Here is a 22734-nt window from a genome sequence, read left to right as displayed (position 1 = left end):
TCCTATGGCCTGCGGCGCCAGCCAGAAGCGCGGGCTTCCCATACCTCACCCCCCCAAACAAAAGGCGATTGTGCGGTTTGCAAACCCACGCTGCGAACGGTGGTTCCGGTGGGAAGCGGCGACTGTAACACCCAATCGTCACCCCGGGCTTGACCCGGGGTCCAGCTTTTCCGCCGGCGCCGCGTTCGAGGAAGACAGCGAGACCCCGGGTCAAGCCCGGGGTGACGGGTGTTGGAAATATCCAGTGTCAGCTCGGCGGCCGCCCGATTGCCGTAAACAAAATGGGGTGAAGGGGTCTAAAGACCCCTTCCGGGTGCAGGGCAGAGCCCTGCAATGACCGGCGCCACCCACGCCTGGCGTCTCGCCGGAGACATCCGCCGCCTCGCCCGCCACGGCGCGCTGCGCCCGTTCGAGAGCAACCCGGACGTCCCCCCGCCGGCCCGCCTCGCCGCCCGCCTCCTGCGCCTGGGCTCCAACGCCCCGGAAACCCCCGACTACGCCGGCGGCCTCAAGCATTGCGGCCCGGCGGCGGTGAAGCTCGGGCAGGCGCTCGCGACGCGGCCGGATCTCGTCGGCGAGGCGGCGGCGGCCGACCTGCGCAAGCTTCAGGACGATCTCTCCCCAGCCCCATGGCCGCAAATAGAAGCGGAGCTGAACGCCGCGCTCTCCGGCGGCTGGCGCGCCCACTTCCGCCACATCGAGCAGGCGCCGATCGGCGCCGCCTCCATCGCGCAGGTGCACAAGGCCGAGACGCTGGACGGGCGGACGGTGGCGCTGAAGATCCTCCGCCCCGGCGTGGAGCAGCAGTTCCAGCGCGCGCTTTCCAGCTACGCCTGGGCGGCGGCGCATCTGGAGCGACTGGGCGGCGAGTTCGAGCGGCTGAAGCCGCGCGTCGTCATCGAGACCTTCCGCCAGTGGACCAACGCCGAGCTCGACCTCCGGCGCGAGGCCGGCAACGCCTCGGAACTGGCGGAGGCGGTGCGCGGCGCTCCGCGAATCCGCGTGCCCGCCGTCGTCTGGGAACAGACCACCCGCCGCACCCTGGCGCTGGAGTGGGTGGAGGGCGTCAAGCTGACGGACCGCGCCGCCGTCGAGGCGACCGGCGCCGACCGGCACGCGCTGGCGGCGGCGCTGGTGCGGGGCTTCCTCGCGCAGGCGATCGGAGAGGGCTTCTTCCACGCCGACCTGCACCAGGGGAACATACTGCTCACGCCGGAGGGCGATCTGGTGCTGATCGACTTCGGCATCATGGGCCGGCTGGACCGCCGCGCCCGGGTCTATCTCGCGGAAATCCTCTACGGCCTCATCACCGGCAACTACCGGCGGGTGGCCGAAATCCATTTCGAGGCCGGCTATGTGCCGCCCCACCACGACATCGGCGCCTTCGCCACCGCGCTGCGTGCCGTGGGCGAGCCGATTCGCGGCCGCAGCGCCGGCGACATCTCGGTCGCCAACCTGCTGGACGGGCTCTTCGCCATCACCCGCCAGTTCGACATGGCGGTGCAACCGCACCTGCTGCTGCTGCAGAAGACGATGGTGATGGTGGAAGGCGTGGCGCTCGGGCTCGACCCCCGGGTGAACATGTGGGACGTCGCCGCCCCCTATGTGAAAAGCTGGATTCGCGACGAACTCGGCCCGGAGGCGAAGGCGGCCGACAGCCTCGTCGCCAATCTCCGCCTGCTCGGCAGGCTACCCGGCCTCGCCCGCCGCGCCGTGCGCCAGCTCCCAGCCGAAAGCGCCGCCCCGCCGCTGCCACCCCTGCCGCCGTTGGCGGAAACCCCCCCCAGCCGCTGGCCATGGCTGATAGCAGGCGCGGCCGCAGGCGCAGCACTGACAGCCCTCTTCACCTGAAACTCCCTCTCCCTTCAGGGGGAGGGGTTGGGGTGGTAGCGAGCCGCTAGCGCCCACCGTCCAGCTTGTGCAGCCTCCGGCGGCCAGGGCTTTGCCCTGGACCCAGCAGGGGAATGTTTCCCCTGCACCCCCGATTCTCAACCAAGCGCAAAACCAACCAACTCCCTCACCCGTCACCCCGGGCTTGACCCGGGGTCCAGCTTTTTCGCCCGCCCAACGCCGGAGAAACAAAGCCAGACCCCGGGTCAAGCCCGGGGCGACGAATGGCCCAGCCGATCAAACCCCCGAACACAGCCGCGCCCGCAACCGGTTTCAATTGCCTGCGGCGCTCGAACCAGTCAGCGCCGCAGGCCATAAACCCTTCCACCAGCCCAACCCCGCCGCACACCCCGAGAACCGGGGGTGCAGGGGCGTCACGCCCCTGCTGGGTCCAGGGCAAAGCCCTGGCCGCCGGAGGCAAAGCCCCTTCGAACCATCCCCCAGCCTACTCCCCCACCTTCCGCTCGAATCGCTGGAAAAAGCTCCCCTCCCGCCAGCCCGGCCGTTCCGGCGCGTTCGCCACCGCTTCGATCAGCTTCACCAGATAGCGGTTGAAGGCCGTCGCATAGCCCGGCTCGATCGGCTGCTTCAGGTCGTCGGAGGGCGCGTGGTAGCGCTCCGTCAGCCAGGCCTTCTGGATCGCCTGCTGTTCGGGCGTGGAGGCGGCGAACTTCAGCGCCAGCGCCGGCACGCCTGTCCGCACGAAGCTGTATTGGTCGGATCGCACGAACAGGTTCCGCTCCGGGGCGTCGTCGGGCACCTGCATCACCCCCAGCTTCGCCGCCACCTCGGCCGACAGCGGCCCCAGCGTCGATTCTTCCGCCCCCAGCGCCGTCACATGGGTGAAGGGCCACAGCGGCAGATACATGTCCATGTTGAGGTTGGCGACGATCGCGCCCGCCGGCACCGTCGGCCGCTCGGCGAAATAGCGGCTGCCCAGCAACCCTTTCTCCTCCGCCGTCACCGCCACCAGCAGCACCGATCGTCCGGGCCGCGCCGCCTTCAGCGCCCGCCCGCTTTCGATCATGGAGGCGATGCCGGACGCATTGTCCATCGCGCCATTGTAGATGGCGTCGCCCTTCACCGGCCTGTCGACGCCGATATGGTCGAGGTGCGCGGTCAGCACCACATATTCGCCTTTCAGCTTCGGATCGCGCCCCGGCAACAGCCCCACCACGTTGGGAGAACTGAACGCCCGGTCATGCGCCACGATCCGCCCTTTCAGCTTCTGCTTCAGCTCGAGGCGCGGCAAGGCGCCGCCCTTGTCGGCGATCGCCAGCAAATCGGCGAAACTGTGCCCGGATTCGCGGAACAGCAGCTCGGCCTCAGCGGGCGAGAAGCTGGCGGTGAAGAAGGGCCGCTTCGCGTCGTTCAGCGCCGGGTCCGCCAGCCGCATGCCCGGCGTGGCGGCGAACAGCTTCTGCCGCTCCCAGGGAATGTCCATCTGCCGGGGGTCGGCCAGCGTCACCACGCCGATCGCCCCGGCCCGCTCCAGCGCCGGCCAGAATTCGGCCGAGCGCGCATGGCTCTTCAGCGCGCCGGACAGGGCCCTCGGTCCGCCACCCAGCGTCACCACGATCCGGCCCTTCAGATCCAGCCCGGCGAAATCGTCATGCCCGGCTTCCGGCAGGTGCAGCCCATTGCCCAGAAACACCAGCGGCGCCTCGAACGCCTCCGGCAACTGCGGCACGCGAGTGCCCGGCAGCACCTGCTCGCCCAGCGCCAGGGGCAGCTCGCCGGCCGCCCCCACCAGCGCCAGCCGCGAAGCCGGCAGATCGAGGCTCTGCTCCTTCAGCGGCACCGGCTGGTAGAAGCCGTTGCTTCCCCCCGGCAGCAGCCCCAGCTTCCGATATTCGGCGGCGACATAGGCGGCGGCCCGGTCATAGCCGGCACTTCCCGCCAGCCGCCCTTCCATATCGTCGTCCGCCAGCACCTTCACATGCGCCATCCAGCGATCTTCGGCCGGCCCGGCGGCGGCCGGCACGGACAGGGTCAGGGCAGAGGCCAGCAAAGCGGCAAATCGCATCTGTTTCTCCTTTACTTCAGGGGAATGCCGCACATCCCCCACCCCCGCAAGCGCCGCGGAGTGGGCGATTGCGGCGCCCTCGCAAAGCTGCAACATTGCAACGTCAGTCTGCGCAGCGAAGGAGGACCCCGCCCATGAAGTTCGAAGTCGAAATCGAGGCCACGCCCGCCGAAGCCCGCGCCTTCCTCGGCCTTCCGGACCTGACGCCGCTGCACGAGGCCTGGGTGGAGCGCATGAAGAGCTTCGCCTTCGAAGGCCCCTCTTCGGACGACTGGCAGAAGCTGATGAAGCAGTGGACGAGCGGCGTCCCCGGCGTGACCGAGGGGCTGGAAGCCTGGCAGAAGCTGATGCTGACGGCCATGAACCCCGGCGCCGCCAGGCCCGCCGAAAAGCGCGACTGAAAGCGGCGGGGATTCGCCCCGCCCTTCAGCGGTTTCCTTCATGCGCGCCGCGCTGCCGGGAGGCCCGGTGCGCGCGGTGATGGAAGTGGAACCGTCCGCAGAGGCTCTCGCCCGCCTCAGGCGGAAACTCCCCTACGCCTGTCAGCCAGCCGCCGGCTGAAGTGGCCCAACAGGGCCCGGCTCCATAGAAAGGGGCGCCGCGTTCCTGCGCGCGACGCCCCAGTCAGCCCCCGAGAAATCCGAAAATCGGTTGCCCCAACTCAATTGCTGGCGCGCACCGCGCGCCGGCGGCGGGCGGAAAGGCCCACGGCGCCGAAGCCCAGGATCAGCATCGCCCAGGTCGCCGGCTCGGGCACGCCCGGGGTCGGATCGGGCGGCAGCACATCCTCGCGGATGCCAGCGTAGATCACATTCTGCTGGGAATAGTTGTAGAAACCGAACGCCCCGTCGGTGAAGCTGCCGTCCACGTCCAGTTCCAGGATGCCGTTCACATACACCTTCACATTGCTGGCGGTGAACTCCAGGTCGAAACTATACTCCTGATAATCCACCCAGCCGGTGGAGCCCAGCGTCGCCCCGCGCGCCAGTTCGGTCACGCCGAAATCTGGGTTGTGCAGCCAGGCGCCGGCGTCGTCGGTGAGGCCGCGCGTCACATGCGAAATGGCGAGGCCGGCCTTCGCCGTGCCGCCGTAGAAGCCGCCCTGGTCATATTGCTTCCAGTCGATCAGCAGGAAGTCCGCGCCGCCCGGCCCGGCGTTGATCTCGCCGGCGTCATAGCCCAGCACGAAGCCGATCATGTCGTCGTCGCTGGAGGTGTTCACCTTGATCGTGCCGGAAAGCTTCTTCCCCTGCGCATTGCCCGGCCCGTAGAACACGCCGGGCACGACATTCCAGGTCTGCTCGACGCTGTTCCTGTCGGCGCTCAGCACCCAGTTGCCGCCGCCTTCCTGGGTCCAGTCCGAAAGATCCACCGGCGCGGCGAACGCCGGCGCGGCCATCAGAAGCGCGGCCGAAACCGCCAACCCTGTCCGAAACATCTGTCTCTCCCTGTTCAGGGGCATGCCCACCATCGCCCCGCAACAGACATAGCGGCAAAAAACCGGGAAAACGGCTCACCCGGTCGATTCACCATGCATTTTCTTGCCAAGCCGCGAACCGCTCCCTAGTCCCATATGAAGGGCAGTCCGAAGACTGGGGCAACGGGGTCGGTCATTCCATGCACCATATGGCGGAAAACCGGGTGAACGATCTTATCCGCGACTGGCGCGGAGGGGACATGGCCGCGCGCGACGAGCTGGTGGAGCTTCTCCTCCCGGAGCTGAAGATGATCGCCTCCGCCCAGCTCCGGCGCGAGCGCAACGTCTCCTTCTCGTCCGGCGATCTGGTGAACGACGCCATCCTCCGCCTCGTCCGCCTCGGCCGCATAGACCTGGCGGACCGCGCCCATGTCATCGCGCTCGCCGCCCGGCTGATGCGCAACATCCTCGTCGACCACGCCCGGCAGAAGCGCACGGACAAGCGCGCGCATCTGAAGATGGAACTGAACGCCGACATAGACGGCGAGCAACGGGTTGACCTGATTGCCCTCGAAACCGCGCTCAGGCGTCTGGGGGTGATCGACATGCAGCTCGCGGACATTATCGAAATGCGCTACTTCGGCGGAATGCCATTGGGGGACATCGCCGAAGTCACCGGCCTGTCGGAAGCCACGCTCAAGCGCCGCTGGCGCACCGCCCGCGCCTGGCTCGCCGACGCGCTGGAAAACCCCATCGATGGCTGAGACGCCCGTCGGCGATCCCCCGACCGACCGCAACGCCATCGAACGGGTCGCCCTCATCCTCTTCGACGATCTGCTGGACGTCCCCGAGACCGCGCGCGAAAGCTGGATCGCCGGCCGCACGGCCGACGCCGCGGTCAAGGCCCGGCTCGCCGAACTGCTGGAGGCGGACCGGATCGCCTCGCTGCGCACCGGCGGCGCCGCACTCGGCCTTTCTGGCCCCTCTCCCCTGCCCGAGCGCATCGGCCAGTATCGGATCACCGCCCTCATCGGCCGCGGCGGCATGGGCGCCGTCTATCGCGGCACCCGCGACACCGGCGACTTCCGGCACGAAACCGCCATCAAGCTCATCAAGCCCGGCCTGCTGTCGGACGTGCTGGCCCAGCGCTTCCGCGCCGAACGGCAGACGCTCGCCGCCCTGCAGCACCCGAACATCGCCCGCCTGCTGGACGGCGGCGAGACGCCCGGCGGCTCGCCCTACATCGTCATGGAGCTGATCGAGGGCGAGCCGATCGACCGCTGGGCCACCGCCCGCAACCTCGACACCGGCGCCCGTCTCGCCCTCCTCGAGACGACGGCGCGCGCCGTCGCCTACGCCCACCAGCGCCTCATCATCCACCGCGACATCACCCCCCTGAACGTGCTGGTGCAGGCGGACGGCACGCCGAAGCTCATAGACTTCGGAATCGCCCGGCCGGCGGATATGGAGGGCGCCAGCACGGCGGTCGACATCGCCGCCCTCGGCCGCCTCATCAAGCGCCTGATCCCAGATTCCGGTCCAGAATCCGGCCCGAAAGCCGGCCCCAGGCCCAGCCCCGAACTCGCCGCCATCGTTGCCGCCGCCACCGCCGAAACCCCCGCCTACCCCAGCGCCGACGCGCTGGCGGCGGATCTCGCCGCGCTCCGCTCCGGCCAGCCGGTCGCTGCGATGAACGGCGGAGAAACCTATCGCATCCGCAAATTCGCCGCCCGCAACAAGGCCGCCGTCGCCGCGGCCGCGCTCGCCTTCCTCGCGCTCGCCGGCGGCCTCGTCGGAGTCAGCTTCGCCAACGCCCAGGCCCGCCGCGCCGAAGCCGAGGCCGAGGCCCGCTTCGAACAGACCCGCGCCATCGCCAACGCCCTGCTGTTCGATGTCTACGATTCCGTCAGCAAGGTGCCCGGCGCCACTAACGCGCGGGAAACGCTGGCGAAAACCGCCATCGCCTATCTCGACGCGCTCGCGGCCATGGAAAACGCCCCGGCCGACGTCCGGGCCGAGGCCGGTCGCGGCTTCGTCCGCCTCGCGGAAGTGACGGGCGGCGGCCAGTCGCAATCGCTCGGCCGCTACGCCGACGCCAATGCCCTGCTCGCCCGCGCCGACGCCCTCCTCACCCCGGCCTATGAGGCGACGCCGGACGACCAGGCGCTCGCCACCGCCTATGCCACGCTCCGCCTCGCGCAGGCTGGCGCCAACCTCTACAACAACAACAACGAAATCGCCGCCCGAGCCGAAGCGGAGCAGGCGGAGAAGGCCATCGCCCCCTTCGCCACTCGCACGCCGGAAGCCGCCCGGCTGATGGCGACGGCGCTGCAGGCCCAGGGCGACAGCTACGGTTGGAACAACGACTATAAGGGCGCGCTGTCCCTGCACCAGAAGGCCGAGGACTTCCTCGCCGGCCTCCCCGCCGACCTCCAGCAGGACGCCGGCGTGCGCTCCGCCCGCAGCGCCAACCTCCGCCTCCTCGCCGAACCGCAGCACAAGCTAGACATGCCGGCGGAAGCCCGCGCCACGCTCGACCGGGCGATCGCCATCAACCGCTCGCTGCTGGCCGAAAAGCCGGGCGATCCGGCCATCATGCGCAAGCTCGCCATCTCGCTCTGGTATGCGGCCGTCGTTCACCGCACCAACAAGCGCGACGCCGAGGCCCGCGCGTCCATCGAGGAATCGGTCGCCATCGCCGACCGCATGGCGGCGCAGGATCCGAACGACGCCAGCGGAATCCAGATGCAGGCGATCGCCGGCGAAGTGCTGGCGCAGATCCACGCCGACCGGCGCGACGCCGCCGCCAGCAAGGCCGCCACGGCGCAGGTGCTGCAAGCCCATGACAGGCTGGTGGCGCTGGCCGGCGACGCCCCCGGCGCCCGCCGCTCGCGCAACGCCGCGCTGCGCACCAGCGCCACCAACCTCTACAATCTGGGGGACACTGAGGGCGCCTGCCGCCTCTGGCGCGAACTGCTCGCCAGCTTCCTCGCCCTGGAATCGGAAGGCAAGCTCAGCGAATTCGACCGCCAGAACAGCCTGCCCGAAACCCGCGCCTTCCTCCACGACATCTGCGACAGCGGAAAGCCGCCACGCGAACTCCCCGCCCGCAACCTCTGAGCCGCACCCCCTTCAGCAGCCCAACGCCAGGCCGGAAACCCATACCAGCCCTCGCCGCATTTCCCCGTCGCCCCCCATTTTCCCGCCGCCCCGCATTTCCCCGTCACCCCGGGCTTGACCCGAGGTCCAGCTTTTCCGCCCGCCCCGCGCTCGACAAAGAAAGCCGAACCCCGGGTCAAGCCCGGAATGACGAAGGCCAACAGGAATCCCCACCCTAATCGAACCGGGGCGGACGCCTCTCCAGGAAGGCGGCCACGGCCTCATGATGCTCTTCTTCATTGTGCGCCAGCGCCTGATAGGCGGCCGAAAGCTCCAGCAACGGCCCCAGCTTCATGTCCTGCCCCTCGCGCAGCAGCCGCTTCGCCAGCCGCACCGCCGGCCCGGGGTTGGCGGCGATCCGCCCGGCGATTTCCCGCGCGGCGCCCAGCAGCTCGCCGGCCGGCACCACCGAACTCACCAGCCCATATTCCAGCGCCTGCCGCGCGTCGATGCTGTCGCCGGTCAGCGTCATCAGGCTGGCGCGCGATAGGCCGATGATTCGCGGCAGCAGCCAGGCGCCGCCGTCGCCGGGCACGATTCCCAGCTTCACGAAGCTTTCCGCGAACAGCGCCGTGTCGGCGGCGATCCGCACGTCGCACATGCAGGCGAGATCCAGCCCCGCCCCGATCGCCGGCCCGTTGATCGCCGCCACCACCGGAGTCTCCAGCTCATAAAAAGCCTTGGGTATCAACTGGATACCCATGCGATAGCCGTTCCGAAGCCCATAGGGGGAGCCGGAGAACATGCCGGTGCGATCGCGCATCTTCTTCACGTCGCCGCCGGCGCAGAAGGCCGACCCCGCCCCGGTCAGCACCACGGCGCGAATCCCGCGGTCGCTGTCCACCTTGCGGCAGAAATCCTCAATCTCGGCGAAATGCTCCGCTTCCGAAAGCGCGTTGCGCTGCTGCGGGCGATTGAGCGTCGCCGTGACCACCGGGCCGTCGCGCTCGACAAGAAGGAAGGGATCCAAGGCAGGCCTCCATTGGCAATTACACAGGAAGAGAAGATGGCGCTTAAGCCGGGATTATGAACCTATCCAATAGCATTCCCCAAACCCCGGCCAGCCCCAGACGCCGAAAAGTCGCCGAAAACCGGATTTCGATTCCCGCCAGCCACCGGAAACCGTAAAACCACACCATGCAGGCCATACACGCCCTCTCCACCGGCCCCCTCCCGTCAGGCGTGGCCGTCATCCGCCTCAGCGGCGAAGGCGTGTTCGATATGGTGCGCAACCTCACCGGCACCCGTCGTCTGCCCCCTCCCCGAACCGCGATGCTGCGCAGCATTCTCCACCCAAAAACGCAGCAACTCCTTGATAAGGCATTAATTATCACCTTCCCCGGCCCGAACAGCTTCACCGGGGAGGATGTCGCCGAATTGCACTGTCACGGCAGCCCCGCCGTCGTCTCCGCCCTGCTCCGCGCGCTGACGGACCTCGGCTCCCGCCCGGCCGAAGCCGGCGAATTCACCCGCCGCGCCTTCCTCCACGGCCGCATGGACCTTACCCAGGCCGAAGCCCTTTCCGACCTGCTGGCCGCCGAAACCGACGCCCAGCGCGAACTGGCGCTGGCCAACAGCGGCGGCCGCCTGCGCGCCGAGGCCGAGCATTGGCGCAGCCAACTCATAGACATCCTCGCCGACATGGAAGCCGATTTCGATTTCGCCGACGAATCCGACGTGGCCGAAACCCCCGAGCGCCCCGCCAACCGCCAATTGGCCCAGCTCGTCGCCAGCCTCGAAACCGCCCTGAACGCCGCCCCACTCGCCGAGCGGATTCGCCACGGCCTCACCATCGCCATCGTCGGCCCGCCCAACGCCGGCAAGTCCAGCCTGATGAACGCCCTCGCCCGCCGCGACGTGGCCATCGTCACCCCCCACGCCGGCACCACCCGCGACGTCCTCGAAATCCACGTCGATCTCGCCGGCCGCCCCGCCACCCTCCTCGACACCGCCGGCCTGCGCGAAACCGCCGACCCCATAGAGGCGGAAGGCATAGCCCGCGCCCGCGCCCGCGCCAGTTCCGCCGACCTCCTCCTCGACCTCGGAGAGGGCGGCAACATCCGCAACAAGATCGACGAAACCGGCCTCCCCCCCGGCCGCCACGACGGCCGCTTCCACCTCTCCGCCCGCACAGGCGCCGGCCTCGCCGAACTCGAATCCTGGCTCACCCAATGGGCCGCCACCCAAATCCCCACCGGCGAACCCCCGCTCGTCAGCACCGAACGCCAGCGCCAGCTCATCGCCGAAACCCTCCTCTACGCCCGCGAAGCCCAGACGCAGAAGGACCCGGTCCTCGCCGCCGAATCCCTCCGAAGCGCCGCCCACGCCCTCGGCCGCCTGACCGGCCGGATAGACCCGGAAGCCGTCCTCGGCGCCATCTTCAGCCGCTTCTGCATAGGCAAGTAGCTGTTTCGCCTGAAATAACCCAAATTGTTCCACGTGGAACAATCAAAGCCGCCCTTGCACGGAGGGGTTGGAGTGGAGCAAACCGCCAGCGCCCACCGTCCAACCTGGGGAGCCTCCGGCGGCCAGGGCCTTGCCCTGGACCCAGCAGGGGAATGTTTCCCCTGCACCCCCTATTCTCGACGCAGCGCCAGACCGGCCGAGCCGTTCAGGCAACCAACTCCACCACCTGTCCCCCCGGGCTTGACCCGGGGTCCAGCTTTCCGCCTCCACCGCCGTGCCCGCCCAGAAGCTGGACCCCGGGTCAAGCCCGGGGTGACGAATGGCTATGGTCGCTCAAACCCCCGAACACAGCCGCGTCCGCAACCGATTCGATTGCCTGCGGCGCTAAAACCACCCAGCGCCGCAGGCCATAAACCACCCCACCAGCCCAACCCCGCCGCACACCCCGAGAACCGGGGGTGCAGGGGCGTCACGCCCCTGCTGGGTCCAGGGCAAAGCCCTGGCCGCCGGAGGCAAAACCCCGCCGCGCCCCCACACCCACCCCTTTGTTCCACGTGGAACAATCTGCTATGGCCCTCACGTGACCCACCATGATGTCCTTGTCGTTGGCGGCGGCCATGCCGGCGCCGAGGCGGCCTGCGCCGCTGCGCGTCTTGGCGCGCGTGTCGCGCTGGTCACCTACCGGCGGGACAACATCGGGCAGATGAGCTGCAACCCGGCGATCGGCGGCCTGGGCAAGGGGCATCTGGTCCGGGAGATCGACGCGATGGACGGCATCATGGGCCGCGCGGCGGACCGGGCCGGCATCCAGTTTCGTCTGTTGAATCGCAGCCGTGGGCCGGCGGTCCAGGGGCCGCGCGCGCAGGCGGATCGGCGACTTTACGCTGCCGCCATCCGTGCACTGGTCGGGCAGAGCGGCGTGGAAGTGGTGGAGGCGGAAGTCACCGACCTGCTGGTGGAGCATGGCCGCTGCGCCGGCGTCGTCACTTCGCGCGGCGAATTGCGGGCTGGCGCCGTCGTGCTGACGACCGGCACTTTTCTGGGCGGGGTGATGCACATCGGCGAGCGGCAGCTGGCGGGGGGGCGGGTCGGCGAATCCGGCGCTTCGGCGCTGGCGGTCCGGCTTCGGGCGCTCGGCCTGCCGATGGGGCGGTTGAAGACCGGCACGCCGCCGCGTCTCGACGCGCGCAGCATCGACTGGTCCAACCTGGAAGCGCAGGCCGGGGATTCCGAGCCAGCCTTCTTTTCCACGCTGACTAAGGTGACCACCACCCCGCAGGTGGATTGCTACATCACCCGCACCACGCCGGAAACGCATGAGACGATCCGCCGTAACATTGGCCGTTCGCCGATGTATGCCGGCCGGATCGAGGGGGTCGGCCCGCGTTACTGCCCGTCTATCGAAGACAAGGTGATGCGCTTCGGCGACCGGGACGGGCATCAGATTTTTCTGGAGCCGGAAGGGCTGGACGATCCCCTCATCTACCCGAACGGCATTTCCACCAGCCTGCCGGAAGATGTGCAGGCAGCGATCGTCCGCTCCATTCCCGGGCTCGAGCGCGCCCGGATCGTGCAGCCGGGCTATGCGGTGGAGTATGACCATATCGACCCCCGCGCGCTCGACCAGACGCTGCAATTGAAGGCGCTGCCCGGCCTGTGGCTGGCCGGTCAGGTGAACGGCACCACCGGGTATGAGGAAGCGGCCGCGCAGGGGCTGGTCGCCGGGCTGAACGCGGCCGGCGCGCGCTGGGTGCCGGACCGGGCGGAAAGCTATATCGGGGTGATGCTGGACGATCTCGTCACCCATGGCGTGTCCGAGCCGTATCGCATGTTCACCTCGCGCGCCGAATATCGGCTGCGGCTTCGGGCGGACAACAGCGACTTGCGCCTGACGGGCAAGGGGCTGGCGCTGGGCTGCATCGGCACCGAGCGCGCGGCCTGTTTCCAGGCCCGCCGGGCTGCCGTCGATTCGCTGACGGCGGAATTGAAGGCGCGAAAGATTCCAGCCGCGGCGATTCCCGAAGTGAAAGGCGATGGCATCGCCCGCACGCTTTGGGATTGGGCGCGTTTCCCCGGAGTCGACTGGTCTATCCTACAGCGGCTGGCGCCTGATCTTTCCGCTTCGGCGGATGTCGTCGAGACTGTGCTGACCGATGCCGCTTATGCCGTCTATCTCGAACGGCAGGAAGCCGATGTCGCCCGCATGCGGCAGGATGAGGCTTTGATTGTTCCACGTGGAACAATTTTCCGCGACATCCCCGGCCTGTCGAACGAAATGGCGGAGCGGCTGCAAAGCGCGCAGCCGGAAACGCTGGGGCAGGCTTCGCGCGTGCGCGGGGTGACGCCGGCTGCGGTCACCGCCCTTCTCGCCTGGCTGCGCAAGACGGACCTTCGCGCCGCCTGAAGCATTTTCGAACGCCGCCGAACGCCGGAACCGCACGCCTGACACGGTTTCGGTTCATGAAGCTGTGGATGAATCCGCCTTGCCCCTTCCCTCCCCTCCGCATTTGTTCCACGTGGAACAAATGCGCCCCGAGGAATTTCAGGCCGAGTTCGATGTTCCACGTGGAACAATGGACAAGCTCGCGCGCTATGCGGAACTGCTTGTGGAGTGGCAGGAGAAGATGAATCTCGTCGGGCCAGCCACCCTCACCGATATCTGGGGCCGGCATTTCGCCGATTCGGCGCAACTCGTCCGCCATGTGCCGCAAGGGCAGAGCTGGCTCGACATCGGGGCGGGTGGAGGCTTTCCCGGAATGGTGCTGGCCGCCATGGGCTGGGGGCGGTTCACGCTGGTCGACTCCATCGCCAAGAAAACCCGCTTTCTGGAAGCCGTCCGCGACGAGCTCAATCTTCGGGAGAATATTTCCATCGTCTGCGGCCGGGTCGAGAAGCTGCCGACGCTGGGAGTGCAGGTGGCAACCGCCCGCGCTGCCGCTTCGCTCGACCAGCTTTTCGACTGGGCCATCCGCCATGTCCGCCCCGGCGGACTTTTCGTCTTTCCCAAGGGCCGCCGCTGGGCCGAGGAAGTGGAGGAAGCCGAACGCCGCTTCCTCTTCGATCTGGAAACCCGCGACAGCCTGACCGATCCGGAGGCGCGAATCCTCCTGGTCCGAAACCTGAAGAGGTTGTGATGCGAGCCATAGCCATCGCAAACCAGAAAGGCGGGGTCGGCAAGACGACCACCGCCGTCAATCTGGCCACCGCGCTTGCCGCCAGCGGCAAGCGGGTGATCATCATCGATTTCGATCCGCAGGGAAACGCCTCCACCGGATTCGGCATCCCGCGCGACAAGCGCTCTCCTTCCAGCTATGAAATCCTGTTCGATCCGCTGCTCGCCGGCAGCGCCGCGCAGGAAACGCTGGTGCCCGGCCTGATGATCGTGCCGGCCATCGAAGGGTTGGCCGGCGCGGAAGTGGAACTGGTGGGCGAACCCAATGCCGCCGGTCGCCTGAAGGCGGCTTTCCAGCGGCTGCCGGCCTGCGATTATATCTTCATCGACTGCCCTCCCTCCCTCAGCCTGCTCACCCTGAATGCGCTGGTGGCGGCCGATGGGGTGCTGATTCCGTTGCAGACCGAATTCTATGCGATGGAAGGGCTTTCGCAATTGTTGAAGACGGTGGAACAGGTTCGCGCCCGGCAGAATCCGAAGCTGGACATCGAGGGCGTGGTGCTGACGATGCACGACAGGCGCAACCGCCTGTCGGACATGGTGGCCGCCGATGTGCGGGCCGCCCTGGGCGCGCGGGTGTTCGAAACCATGATCCCGAGGAATGTGCGGCTTTCCGAAGCGCCCAGCCATGGCTTGCCTGCGCTGCTCTACGATATGCGCTGCCCGGGATCGGAAGCCTATATGGCGCTGGCGCGGGAAATGATCGCCCAGCCGGCACGGGCCGCCTGAAGGATTGAAAAGGGTAAGGGTTGGAACCATGGCTGTGAAAAAGGGGGGATTGGGGCGCGGACTTTCGGCGCTGCTGGAGGAAATGGGATCGGCGGCGCCCGGCGCCGATCCGAAAGCGGGCGCCTCCAGCCTGCCCGTCGGCATGATCGACGCCAACCCGCGCCAGCCCCGCCGGCATTTCGACGAAGTGGCGCTGAACGAACTGGCCGACAGCATTCGAATCAAGGGGGTTCTGCAGCCGATTCTGGTGCGTCCGGCGACCGAGGGGCGCTACGAAATCGTCGCCGGCGAGCGGCGCTGGCGGGCCAGCCAGATTGCCGGGTTGCACGAGATCCCCGTGGTGATCCGGCCCTTCTCGGAAGCCGATGGCTATGAAGCGGCGATCATCGAGAATGTGCAGCGCGCCGACCTTAATCCCATGGAAGAAGCCGAGGGATATCATAGGCTTGTAAAAGAATATTCACATACTCAGGAGATGGTGGCGGCCGTGACCGGCAAGGCGCGGAGCCATGTCGGAAATCTCTTGCGTTTGCTGGACTTGCCGGACGATGCTCAGGCGCTCGTAAAAATGGGGCTGCTCTCGGTCGGCCATGCCAAGGCGGTGTTGCAGGCGAAGGAACCCGCTTCCCTCGCCAAGGAAATCGCCGCACGCGGGCTGACCGTGCGGCAGGCCGAGGAAGCTGCCCGCAAGAGCCACAACGCCCCCGCCCCCAAGCTCGCCAAATCCGCCCCCGCCCAGCGCGACGCCGATCTGGAAATGCTGGAATCGCAGATCAGCGAGACGCTGGGGTTGCAGGTGGCCATCGAAGCGCGCGGCAAGCGTGGGACGGTGACGATCAAATTCTCCGATCTGGATCAGTTGGACCGGGTTATCGAGCGGTTGCAGGGGTAAGGGCGTTTTGGCTTCGGCGGATGTGGCACGGGAGGCTGCATTCCTGAGTTTGAAGGGGCTTTGCCCCTTCACCCCAGCAGGGGCGTGACGCCCCTGCACCCCCGGTTCTCGGGATTTGCGGCGGGGTTGCGCTTGTTGGCTATTTGATTGCCTGCGGCGCTGGCTTTGCCCGGCGCCGCAGGCAATCGGAATTGTTGGCGCGCGAATGCTGGATTGTTTCTCCGGCGTTATGGTGGCGGAGAAGCTGGACCCCGGGTCAAGCCCGGGGTGACGAGTTGAGTGGCTGAGCGGCTTTGGGGGTTTTGCGCTTTGTTGAGGATCGGGGGTGCAGGGGAAACATTCCCCTGCTGGGTCCAGGGCAAAGCCCTGGCCGCCGGAGGCTGCCCAAAGCTACGAACTTTCTTGAGTTTGTCGCTATTGGGGGCCTATCAGCCCGGCCATGGCCTCTTCGCTTCGAATCGCTGTCCAGATGGACCCGCTTGAGGGAATCAATGTGGCGGGGGATTCGACTTTCGCCCTGATGCTGGGCGCGGTGGCGCGGGGGCATCGGCTTTGGCATTATCTGCCCGACCAGCTCGACTGGGTCGAGGGCCGGGTGGTGGTGACGGCGCGACCGGTCACGGCGATGCGCCCGCAGGCGCCGGGGGAGCCGCATTTTCGCTGGCTGGGCGAGCCTGAACGGCTGGACATGGCGGACAGCATCGACGTGGTGCTGATGCGGCAGGACCCGCCCTTCGACATGGCCTATATCACCGCGACGCATGTGCTGGAGCGGGCGCAGGCGGCCGGCGTGCTGGTGCTGAACGACCCGGCCTCGGTTCGGAACGCGCCGGAGAAGCTGTTCGTTTTGAACTTTGCGGAGTTTATGCCGCCGACCCTGGTGACCCGGTCGCTGGAGGCGGCGCAGGAATTTCGCGCGAAGCATGGCGAAGTGGTGGTGAAGCCGCTTTACGGCAATGGCGGGGCGGCGGTGTTCCATGTGCCGGCGGGCGATTCCAACCTGCCGGCGCTGGTGGAGCTGTTCGGCAAGGTGTGGCGCGAGCCCTTCATGGTGCAGGCCTTCCTTCCCGACGTGTCCAAGGGCGACAAGCGGATCGTGCTGCTGGACGGCGAGCCGGTGGGGGCTATCAACCGCCTGCCCAGGGCCGGCGAGATACGGTCCAATCTGGCGGCCGGCGGTTCGGCCCATGCGACCGACCTGAGCCCGGAGGAGCAGGCGATCTGCGCGGCGATCGGCCCGGACCTGAAGCGGCTGGGGCTGATGTTCGTGGGGATCGACGTGATCGCCGGCAAGCTGACGGAGATCAATGTGACCTCGCCGACCGGCATCGTTGCCATCGACCGTTTCAACGGCACCGACATTCCCGCCCTGTTCTGGAGCAAGGTGGAAGCCTTGCGGGCGGGCGCCTGAGCCATGAGCGAGTGGATCGGGCAGTTCATCGAGAACTGGGGCTATGTCGCCGTCGCGCTGCTGATGTTCATGGAGACGGTTTTCCCGCCGATTCCCTCTGAAGTGATCATGCCGATCGCGGGCATCAACGTCGCGCAGCAGGGCGGTTCGCTGTTCGGGGTGATCGTTGCCGGCACGGTCGGGGCGATGGCGGGCAATGTGCTGTGGTTCTGGATCGCCTGGAAGCTGGGGCTGGACCGTTTCGAGCAGTTCCTGGTGCGCTATGGCCGGGTGCTGACCATGGACCATGAGGAGATCGACCGGGGGCGGCGGCTGTTCCACCGGTATGGCGGCGCCTTCGTGGGCGTGGGGCGGGTGCTGCCGACCATCCGCTCGCTGATCTCGGTGCCGGCCGGGCTGGTGCGGATGAACGTGCGCAGCTTCATGATCTATTCCACCATCGGCACCTTCATCTGGACGATGGGGCTGACGGTGGCGGGCTATTATCTGGGCAACCGCTTCGAGGAGATCGACAAGGTGATCGGGCCGCTTTCGACCGCGGTGATCTTCGTTTGCTTTGCGATCTATCTCTACCGCGTGGTGATGTGGAAGCGGTGGAAGGGGTAGGTTCTTTCGGTGATCGTGCGGTTTGCGAACCCGCGCTGCGAACGGCGGTTTCGGTGGGAAGCGGGGGCTGTGAAACGCTCGCGTCACCGCGGGCTTGACCCTGGGTCCGGCTGTCTTCCTTGAACGCGGTGCTGGCGGAAAAGTTGGACCCCGGGTCAAGCCCGGGGTGACGGGTAGTGGAGTTGGTTGGTTTTGCGCTTGGTTGAGGATCGGGGGTGCAGGGGCGTCACGCCCCTGCTGGGTCCAGGGCGAAGCCCTGGCCGCCGGAGGCTGCACAAGCTGGACTGTGGGCGCTGGCGGCTCGCCCCCACCCCAACCCCTCCCTGGTAGGAAGGGGTTTTTGGGTTCAGAAGGCCGTGGGGGCCGGGCTGACCGTGCTGAAGCCCTGGGGGGTGACCTGCTGCACTTCCAGGCCGCGTTCGGCGATGTTGCCCTTGAAGCGGAAGATGCCGTCCACGCCGGCGAAGCCCTGCTGGTCTGCCAGGACCGCTTGCGGGAAGATCTGGCCCAATTGCCATTGGGCGCCGGCGGCGCTGATGGCGAGCAGCATCGAATCGTAGGAGAGGCTGGCGAGGCGGGACGGGGTGCCGCCGAAGCGGGCCTGGTAGCGGCGCGACATGGACTGGAAGCGCTGGTCCGGCACGGCGGCGAAGACGGCGCCTTTCAGCGCCGGGGATTTGCCGAGGCCGGGCTCGGTGTTCCAGAGCTCGGTGCCCATCAGCAGGTAACTGCCGGGCGCGGCGCCGAATTTCGCGAGATGCGGCGAGAAGGCGGCGGCGATGGCGCCGGAATCCGCCACCAGCAGCGCTTCGAAGGCGATGGGGGGCGTGGCGCGGCTGGCGGGGGCCACCGTTCCGTCCGGCCTTGTGGTGGGGGTGGTGGCGGTGGCGGCTTTCTGGCGCGCGTCGAAATCGGTGACCTTGCGGGCGGCGGCGGGCAGCGCGGCCGGGGTGCGGGCGAAGTTGGTGAGGGCGACGACCTGGCCGCTGTTCTGCGCGACGGCGCGCGTGAAGGCGACCGAGGCGCGCTGGCCGTAGACCCCGTCCGGCACGAGGCCGGCGAACTTCTTCGCGCCGCGCGAAGCGGCATAATCGACCACCCGGCCGACCGATTGCGCCGGCTGGAAGCCGAGCACGAAGAGATTGCCGCCGGCGATCGCCGCGTCGTTGGAGAAGCTGAGGACGGTGATGCCCTTGCTGGCCGCTGCCGCCTTGATGGCGGCGGCGTCCGCCGAGAGGAGCGGGCCGAGGATGAGCTGCGCGCCGTCTGCTATGGCGCGGTTGGCGGCGCCGGCGGCGCCGAGCGCGGCGGTGTCGTAGCTGGAGAGGCGGACGCCCTGCTTGTTGGTGTCGACCAGCGCCAGTGAGGCGGCGTTGGCGAGGCTGATCCCGACCGGGGCGTTGGCGCCCGTCAGCGGCACGAGGATGGCGATGCGGTGGGTTTCGCCGGGCTTCACCTCGACGGGTTTCTCGACCGGCGGCGGCGGCGCGACCGGCGCCACCGGCGGCTTGGCGCGCGGGGCGCAGGCCGCCAGCGCCAGCACCGAGAGCGCGAGGCCCGTTGCGAATGTGCGCCGCCCGAATCCGGGCCCGAATCCGGCCTCGAATCCGGTGGGGGCGCTTGCTCTTGTGCCGTCCGCCTCGCAATGTGCCTGCATGCGTTCCACTCCGCCCGCTGTTTCGCCATCCGACCCCCTGCCGGAAGGCCGCCTTGAACCCGGGCTGTATATCGTCGCGGGGCCTATCGGCAACCTCGAGGACCTGTCGCCGCGCGCCGCGCGGTTCCTGCGGCAGGCCGATCTGGTGGCGTGCGAGGATACGCGGGTGACGGCGAAGCTGCTGCGGGCGGCCGGAAGCGATCGGCCGATGCTGGCCTATCACGACCATAGCCCGGCCGAAGTGGAGGAGAAGCTGCTGGCGCGGATGGCGCATGCGGCGGTGGCGCTGGTGTCGGACGCGGGGACTCCGCTGGTGTCCGACCCCGGCATGGAGCTGGTGCGGGCGGCGCGGGATCGCGGGATCGCGGTGACGACGGCGCCGGGGCCTTCCGCGGCGATCGCGGCGCTTTCGATTTCCGGCCTGCCGTCCGACCGCTTCCTGTTCGCCGGGTTCCTGCCGGCGAAGGCGGCGGCGCGGGACAAGGCCATCGCCGGGCTGGCGGGCGTGCCAGCGACGCTGATCTTCTACGAGAGCGGGCCGCGTCTGGCGGCGACGCTGGTGGCTTTGGCGCGGGCGTTCGGGCCACGGCAGGCGGCGGTCGCGCGGGAGTTGACCAAGCGGCATGAGGAATATGTGGGCGGGGCGCTGGACGAACTGGCGGCGCGGTTTGCTGGCGAAGAACCCAAGGGGGAGATCGTGCTGCTGGTGGGGCCGCCGGCGGCGGAGGTTTCCTCGGCCGAGGCGCTGGATCAGGCACTGAAGGCCGCCTTGCAGACGCTGCCGGCGGGGAAGGCGGCGGCGAGCGTAGCGGCGGCGCTGGGGGTGCCGCGCGGCGAGGTCTATGCGCGGGCGCTGGAGCTGAAGGGCGGGCAGTGAGCCGCGCCTCTGCGAGATGGGCCGCCGAGCGGCGGGGGCGGCGGGCCGAGATGTGGGCGGCGCTGTGGCTGCAGGCGCAGGGCTGGCGGATCGTGGCGCGGCGGCGGCGGATGCCGATGATCGAGATCGACATCGTCGCCCGGCGCGGGGACGTGCTGGCGGTGGTGGAAGTGAAGCAGCGGCCGACCCTGGAGGCGGCGCTTTGCGCGCTGAAGCCGGAGGCGGCCTTGCGCCTGCAGCGTGCCGCCGTTCAGCTTGCCGCCGAGGCGGTTCGGCCCGGGCGGCCGGCGCCGAGCGCGCGGGTCGATCTGATTGCGCTGGCGCCCGGGCATTGGCCGCGCCATATTGCAGGGGTGCAATAGATAAGACTCGGAGGAGGCACCCCCATGGACCCGCTGGCGACGCTGGGCTGTTACGACGACGCGGAGATAAGGCTGGATTTGGCGGCGCTGGACATCGCCGCCGCCGATCGCGTTCGCCCGGATTTGTCCGGGCCGCTGCTGCTGCTCGATTCGCTGGCGGCGCGGTTGCCGGGGGCCGTTCGCGGCTCCGCCGCGCAAGCCGGAGCCCTGGGCCGGCTGCTGGCGCGGGAGGAGGGCTTCACCGGCGATTGCGACGACTACGACCATCCGCGCAACGCCGACTTCATCTCCGTGCTGGAACGGCGGCGCGGGCTGCCGGTGGCGCTCGCCATCCTCTATGTCGCCATCGCCCGCCGGCACGGCTGGGCGGCGAACCTGCGCGGCGTGCCGGGGCATGTGTTCGTGGCCATCGGCCCGGAGGCCGAGCAGGTGATGCTGGACCCCTTCCACGACGGGCGCATGCTGGAAAACGCCGTGCCCGGAACAAGGCCGATGGACAACCGCGAGACGCTGGTGCGGCTGGTGATGAACCAGGCCAGCCGAGCCCTGAAAGCCGGCGACGAGCCGCGCGCGCTGACGCTCTACCGCCGGCTGACGCTGGTGGCGCCCGGGATGCCGGCGCTGTGGTGGGAGCGCGCGCGGCTGGAGCAGAAAGCCGGCGACAAGGACGCCGCGCGGCGGTCGCTGGCGGCCATGCGCGAGACGACGCACGATCCGGATACGGTGGGGCGGATACGGGCGGCGTTCGAGGCTTTGGCGCGGTAGGGGGTTTCTGCCTCCGGCGGCCAGGGCTTTGCCCTGGACCCAGCAGGGGCGTGACGCCCCTGCACCCCCGGTTCTCGGGGTTTGCGGCGGGGTTGGGCTGGTGGAAGGGTTTATGGCCTGCGGCGCTGGGTGGTTCGAGCGCCGCAGGCAATCGGATCGGTTGCGCGCGCGACTGTGTTCGGGTGGTTGCATCCGCCGGAACCATTCGTCCCCCCGGGCTTGACCCGGGGTCCAGCTTCTGGGCGGGCACGGCGGTGGAGGCGGAAAGCTGGACCCCGGGTCAAGCCCGGGGGGACGGGGTGGGAGGTTGGTTGTCTGAATGGCTCGGCCGGTTTGGCGCTGCGTGGAGGATCGGGTGTGCAGGGGCGTCACGCCCCTGCTGGGTCCAGGGCGAAGCCCTGGCCGCCGGAGGCTGAACGAAGCGGGACTGTGGGCGCTGGCGGCTCGGCCCCACCCCACCCCCCTGTCAGGGGAGGGGCTTTAGGTTCGGGGGGTTTTGCAGGGTTGGATCTTCGCCGGGTCCGGGCGGGATTCCGGTTCGAAGATCGCCAGGTAGCTGTTGTTCTCCAGACGGTGGAAGGCGATCTGGCGGTAGCCCGTGGCTTTCAGCTCGCATTTCAGGAGGTCCGGCGGGGTGCCGTGGCGGCTGGTGGGGCGGTCGGCGTCTATGATGGCGACGAGGCCGCCCGGAGATTGGGCCTGGGATTGGGCGGTTTCGCCGGGTTTCAGGCTTTCGTGCAGGTGCCACAGCAGGCTGAAGGGGTCGGCGATCTCGTGGTACATGTGGACCATCAGCGCGATGTCCACGCTTTCGCGCGGCAGGTTGGCGTTGCCGGAGTCGCCCAGAACGAATTCTATGTTGGTGAGGCCCTTGGCTTGTGTGCGCTGTTGCAGGCGCTTCACATAATCGGGGATGACGTCGTTGGCGATCACCCGGCCGCCGGGCGCCAGCGCCGGGGCGAGGCGGACGGTGTAATAGCCGCTGCCGGCGCCGATGTCGGCGACGGTGAGGCCGGGGCGGATGCCGAGCAACTTGAAGACCCGCTCGGCCTCGCGGCTGTCGTCGCGGCTGTCCTCGTCCGACCAGGCGCCGCTGCCGCTGATTGCCGCGACGGGGCGGTCTGGTGGCGGGAAGATCGGGATCTGCGCCAGTTGTTGCGGCGCGGCCTTTTCCGCCGCCGGCGGTTCGGCCGGGGCGGGCGCGCCGCCGCAGGCGGCGAGCAGAAGGAGCAGGGGCAGGATGAAGCGCATCGCGGGCCTATGGGTCTGACAGCGCGCCGCCGGGGTCAAGGGGGGTTTCGACGAATGGCGGCTGTGCCTGCCGGCTCGTTCCCCCCTCCCCGCTCGCCCCCTCCCCGCTCGCCT

At 68.6% G+C, this 22734-nt stretch carries 19 protein-coding genes; 14 read left to right on the top strand and 5 right to left on the bottom strand.

What is annotated here, in order from left to right:
• Positions 1 to 333: 333 nt before the first annotated feature.
• Positions 334 to 1851 (top strand): 2-polyprenylphenol 6-hydroxylase, encoded by a 1518-nt coding sequence (gene ubiB, locus L6Q21_RS12820; protein ID WP_237831162.1) that lies wholly within the window; start codon positions 334 to 336, stop codon positions 1849 to 1851.
• A gap of 484 nt (positions 1852 to 2335) precedes the next feature.
• On the opposite strand, the gene L6Q21_RS12815 is transcribed toward ubiB, so the two are convergent.
• Positions 2336 to 3916 carry a M28 family metallopeptidase gene (locus L6Q21_RS12815; RefSeq protein WP_237831161.1) on the bottom strand — a complete coding sequence of 527 codons (1581 nt, stop codon included), beginning with the start codon at positions 3914 to 3916 and terminating at the stop codon, positions 2336 to 2338.
• Between the two features lie 134 nt (positions 3917 to 4050).
• Here L6Q21_RS12815 and L6Q21_RS12810 point away from each other — a divergent pair, with 134 nt between their 5' ends.
• On the top strand, positions 4051 to 4317 hold the full coding sequence (locus L6Q21_RS12810; RefSeq protein WP_237831160.1) for a DUF6489 family protein: 267 nt from the start codon (positions 4051 to 4053) through the stop codon (positions 4315 to 4317).
• Positions 4318 to 4577: 260 nt separating this feature from the next.
• Here L6Q21_RS12810 and L6Q21_RS12805 read toward each other — a convergent pair whose 3' ends face one another.
• The gene (locus L6Q21_RS12805) at positions 4578 to 5315 is read right to left on the bottom strand and encodes a PEPxxWA-CTERM sorting domain-containing protein (RefSeq protein ID WP_237831159.1); all 738 of its coding nucleotides are present in this window, start codon (positions 5313 to 5315) and stop codon (positions 4578 to 4580) included.
• A gap of 227 nt (positions 5316 to 5542) precedes the next feature.
• Between L6Q21_RS12805 and L6Q21_RS12800 the strand changes: the two genes are divergently transcribed.
• Complete coding sequence (locus L6Q21_RS12800; RefSeq protein WP_237831158.1) at positions 5543 to 6097, top strand: ECF-type sigma factor; 555 nt, start codon at positions 5543 to 5545, stop codon at positions 6095 to 6097.
• Positions 6090 to 8453: a serine/threonine-protein kinase gene (locus L6Q21_RS12795; protein WP_237831157.1), complete on the top strand. Its 2364-nt coding sequence runs from the start codon at positions 6090 to 6092 to the stop codon at positions 8451 to 8453. The genes L6Q21_RS12800 and L6Q21_RS12795 overlap by 8 nt, the downstream gene beginning before the upstream one ends.
• 214 nt (positions 8454 to 8667) lie before the next feature.
• Here L6Q21_RS12795 and L6Q21_RS12790 read toward each other — a convergent pair whose 3' ends face one another.
• On the bottom strand, positions 8668 to 9462 hold the full coding sequence (locus tag L6Q21_RS12790; protein WP_237831156.1) for a crotonase/enoyl-CoA hydratase family protein: 795 nt from the start codon (positions 9460 to 9462) through the stop codon (positions 8668 to 8670).
• A 167-nt stretch (positions 9463 to 9629) separates the two neighbouring features.
• On the opposite strand from L6Q21_RS12790, the gene mnmE reads away from it, so the two are divergent.
• The 7 genes from mnmE (at position 9630) to L6Q21_RS12755 (ending at position 17708) form a co-directional block, all read left to right on the top strand.
• Positions 9630 to 10898 (top strand): tRNA uridine-5-carboxymethylaminomethyl(34) synthesis GTPase MnmE, encoded by a 1269-nt coding sequence (gene mnmE, locus L6Q21_RS12785; protein WP_237831155.1) that lies wholly within the window; start codon positions 9630 to 9632, stop codon positions 10896 to 10898.
• Between the two features lie 580 nt (positions 10899 to 11478).
• On the top strand, positions 11479 to 13302 hold the full coding sequence (mnmG, locus tag L6Q21_RS12780; protein ID WP_237831154.1) for a tRNA uridine-5-carboxymethylaminomethyl(34) synthesis enzyme MnmG: 1824 nt from the start codon (positions 11479 to 11481) through the stop codon (positions 13300 to 13302).
• Positions 13303 to 13423: 121 nt separating this feature from the next.
• Positions 13424 to 14032 carry a 16S rRNA (guanine(527)-N(7))-methyltransferase RsmG gene (gene rsmG / locus L6Q21_RS12775; RefSeq protein WP_237831153.1) on the top strand — a complete coding sequence of 203 codons (609 nt, stop codon included), beginning with the start codon at positions 13424 to 13426 and terminating at the stop codon, positions 14030 to 14032.
• The gene (locus L6Q21_RS12770; protein ID WP_255696892.1) at positions 14032 to 14799 is read left to right on the top strand and encodes a ParA family protein; all 768 of its coding nucleotides are present in this window, start codon (positions 14032 to 14034) and stop codon (positions 14797 to 14799) included. The genes rsmG and L6Q21_RS12770 overlap by 1 nt, the downstream gene beginning before the upstream one ends.
• Positions 14800 to 14827: 28 nt before the next feature.
• Complete coding sequence (locus tag L6Q21_RS12765) at positions 14828 to 15691, top strand: ParB/RepB/Spo0J family partition protein (protein ID WP_237831151.1); 864 nt, start codon at positions 14828 to 14830, stop codon at positions 15689 to 15691.
• A gap of 439 nt (positions 15692 to 16130) precedes the next feature.
• Complete coding sequence (gene gshB / locus L6Q21_RS12760; RefSeq protein WP_237831150.1) at positions 16131 to 17102, top strand: glutathione synthase; 972 nt, start codon at positions 16131 to 16133, stop codon at positions 17100 to 17102.
• Between the two features lie 3 nt (positions 17103 to 17105).
• Positions 17106 to 17708: a DedA family protein gene (locus L6Q21_RS12755; protein WP_237831149.1), complete on the top strand. Its 603-nt coding sequence runs from the start codon at positions 17106 to 17108 to the stop codon at positions 17706 to 17708.
• 346 nt (positions 17709 to 18054) lie between these two features.
• On the opposite strand, the gene L6Q21_RS12750 is transcribed toward L6Q21_RS12755, so the two are convergent.
• The gene (locus tag L6Q21_RS12750; RefSeq protein ID WP_237831148.1) at positions 18055 to 19365 is read right to left on the bottom strand and encodes a penicillin-binding protein activator; all 1311 of its coding nucleotides are present in this window, start codon (positions 19363 to 19365) and stop codon (positions 18055 to 18057) included.
• Between L6Q21_RS12750 and rsmI the strand changes: the two genes are divergently transcribed.
• From rsmI to L6Q21_RS12735, 3 genes are read left to right on the top strand one after another with little or no spacing between them, the layout of a single operon-like run.
• Positions 19364 to 20242, top strand: a complete 879-nt coding sequence (gene rsmI, locus L6Q21_RS12745; protein WP_237831147.1) for a 16S rRNA (cytidine(1402)-2'-O)-methyltransferase — start codon at positions 19364 to 19366, stop codon at positions 20240 to 20242. The two genes, L6Q21_RS12750 and rsmI, sit on opposite strands and share 2 nt — an antisense overlap.
• Positions 20239 to 20604: a YraN family protein gene (locus tag L6Q21_RS12740; RefSeq protein WP_237831146.1), complete on the top strand. Its 366-nt coding sequence runs from the start codon at positions 20239 to 20241 to the stop codon at positions 20602 to 20604. The genes rsmI and L6Q21_RS12740 overlap by 4 nt, the downstream gene beginning before the upstream one ends.
• 24 nt (positions 20605 to 20628) lie before the next feature.
• On the top strand, positions 20629 to 21369 hold the full coding sequence (locus tag L6Q21_RS12735) for a transglutaminase family protein (RefSeq protein WP_237831145.1): 741 nt from the start codon (positions 20629 to 20631) through the stop codon (positions 21367 to 21369).
• Between the two features lie 480 nt (positions 21370 to 21849).
• Here the strand turns inward: L6Q21_RS12735 and L6Q21_RS12730 are convergent, their stop codons facing one another.
• Positions 21850 to 22620: a class I SAM-dependent methyltransferase gene (locus L6Q21_RS12730; protein WP_237831144.1), complete on the bottom strand. Its 771-nt coding sequence runs from the start codon at positions 22618 to 22620 to the stop codon at positions 21850 to 21852.
• Between the last annotated feature and the right edge of the window lie 114 nt (positions 22621 to 22734).

This window comes from Sandaracinobacteroides sayramensis, from assembly GCF_022014495.1.
Taxonomy (GTDB): domain Bacteria; phylum Pseudomonadota; class Alphaproteobacteria; order Sphingomonadales; family Sphingomonadaceae; genus Sandaracinobacteroides; species Sandaracinobacteroides sayramense.
This window is presented reverse-complemented; position numbering and strand designations above follow the sequence as displayed.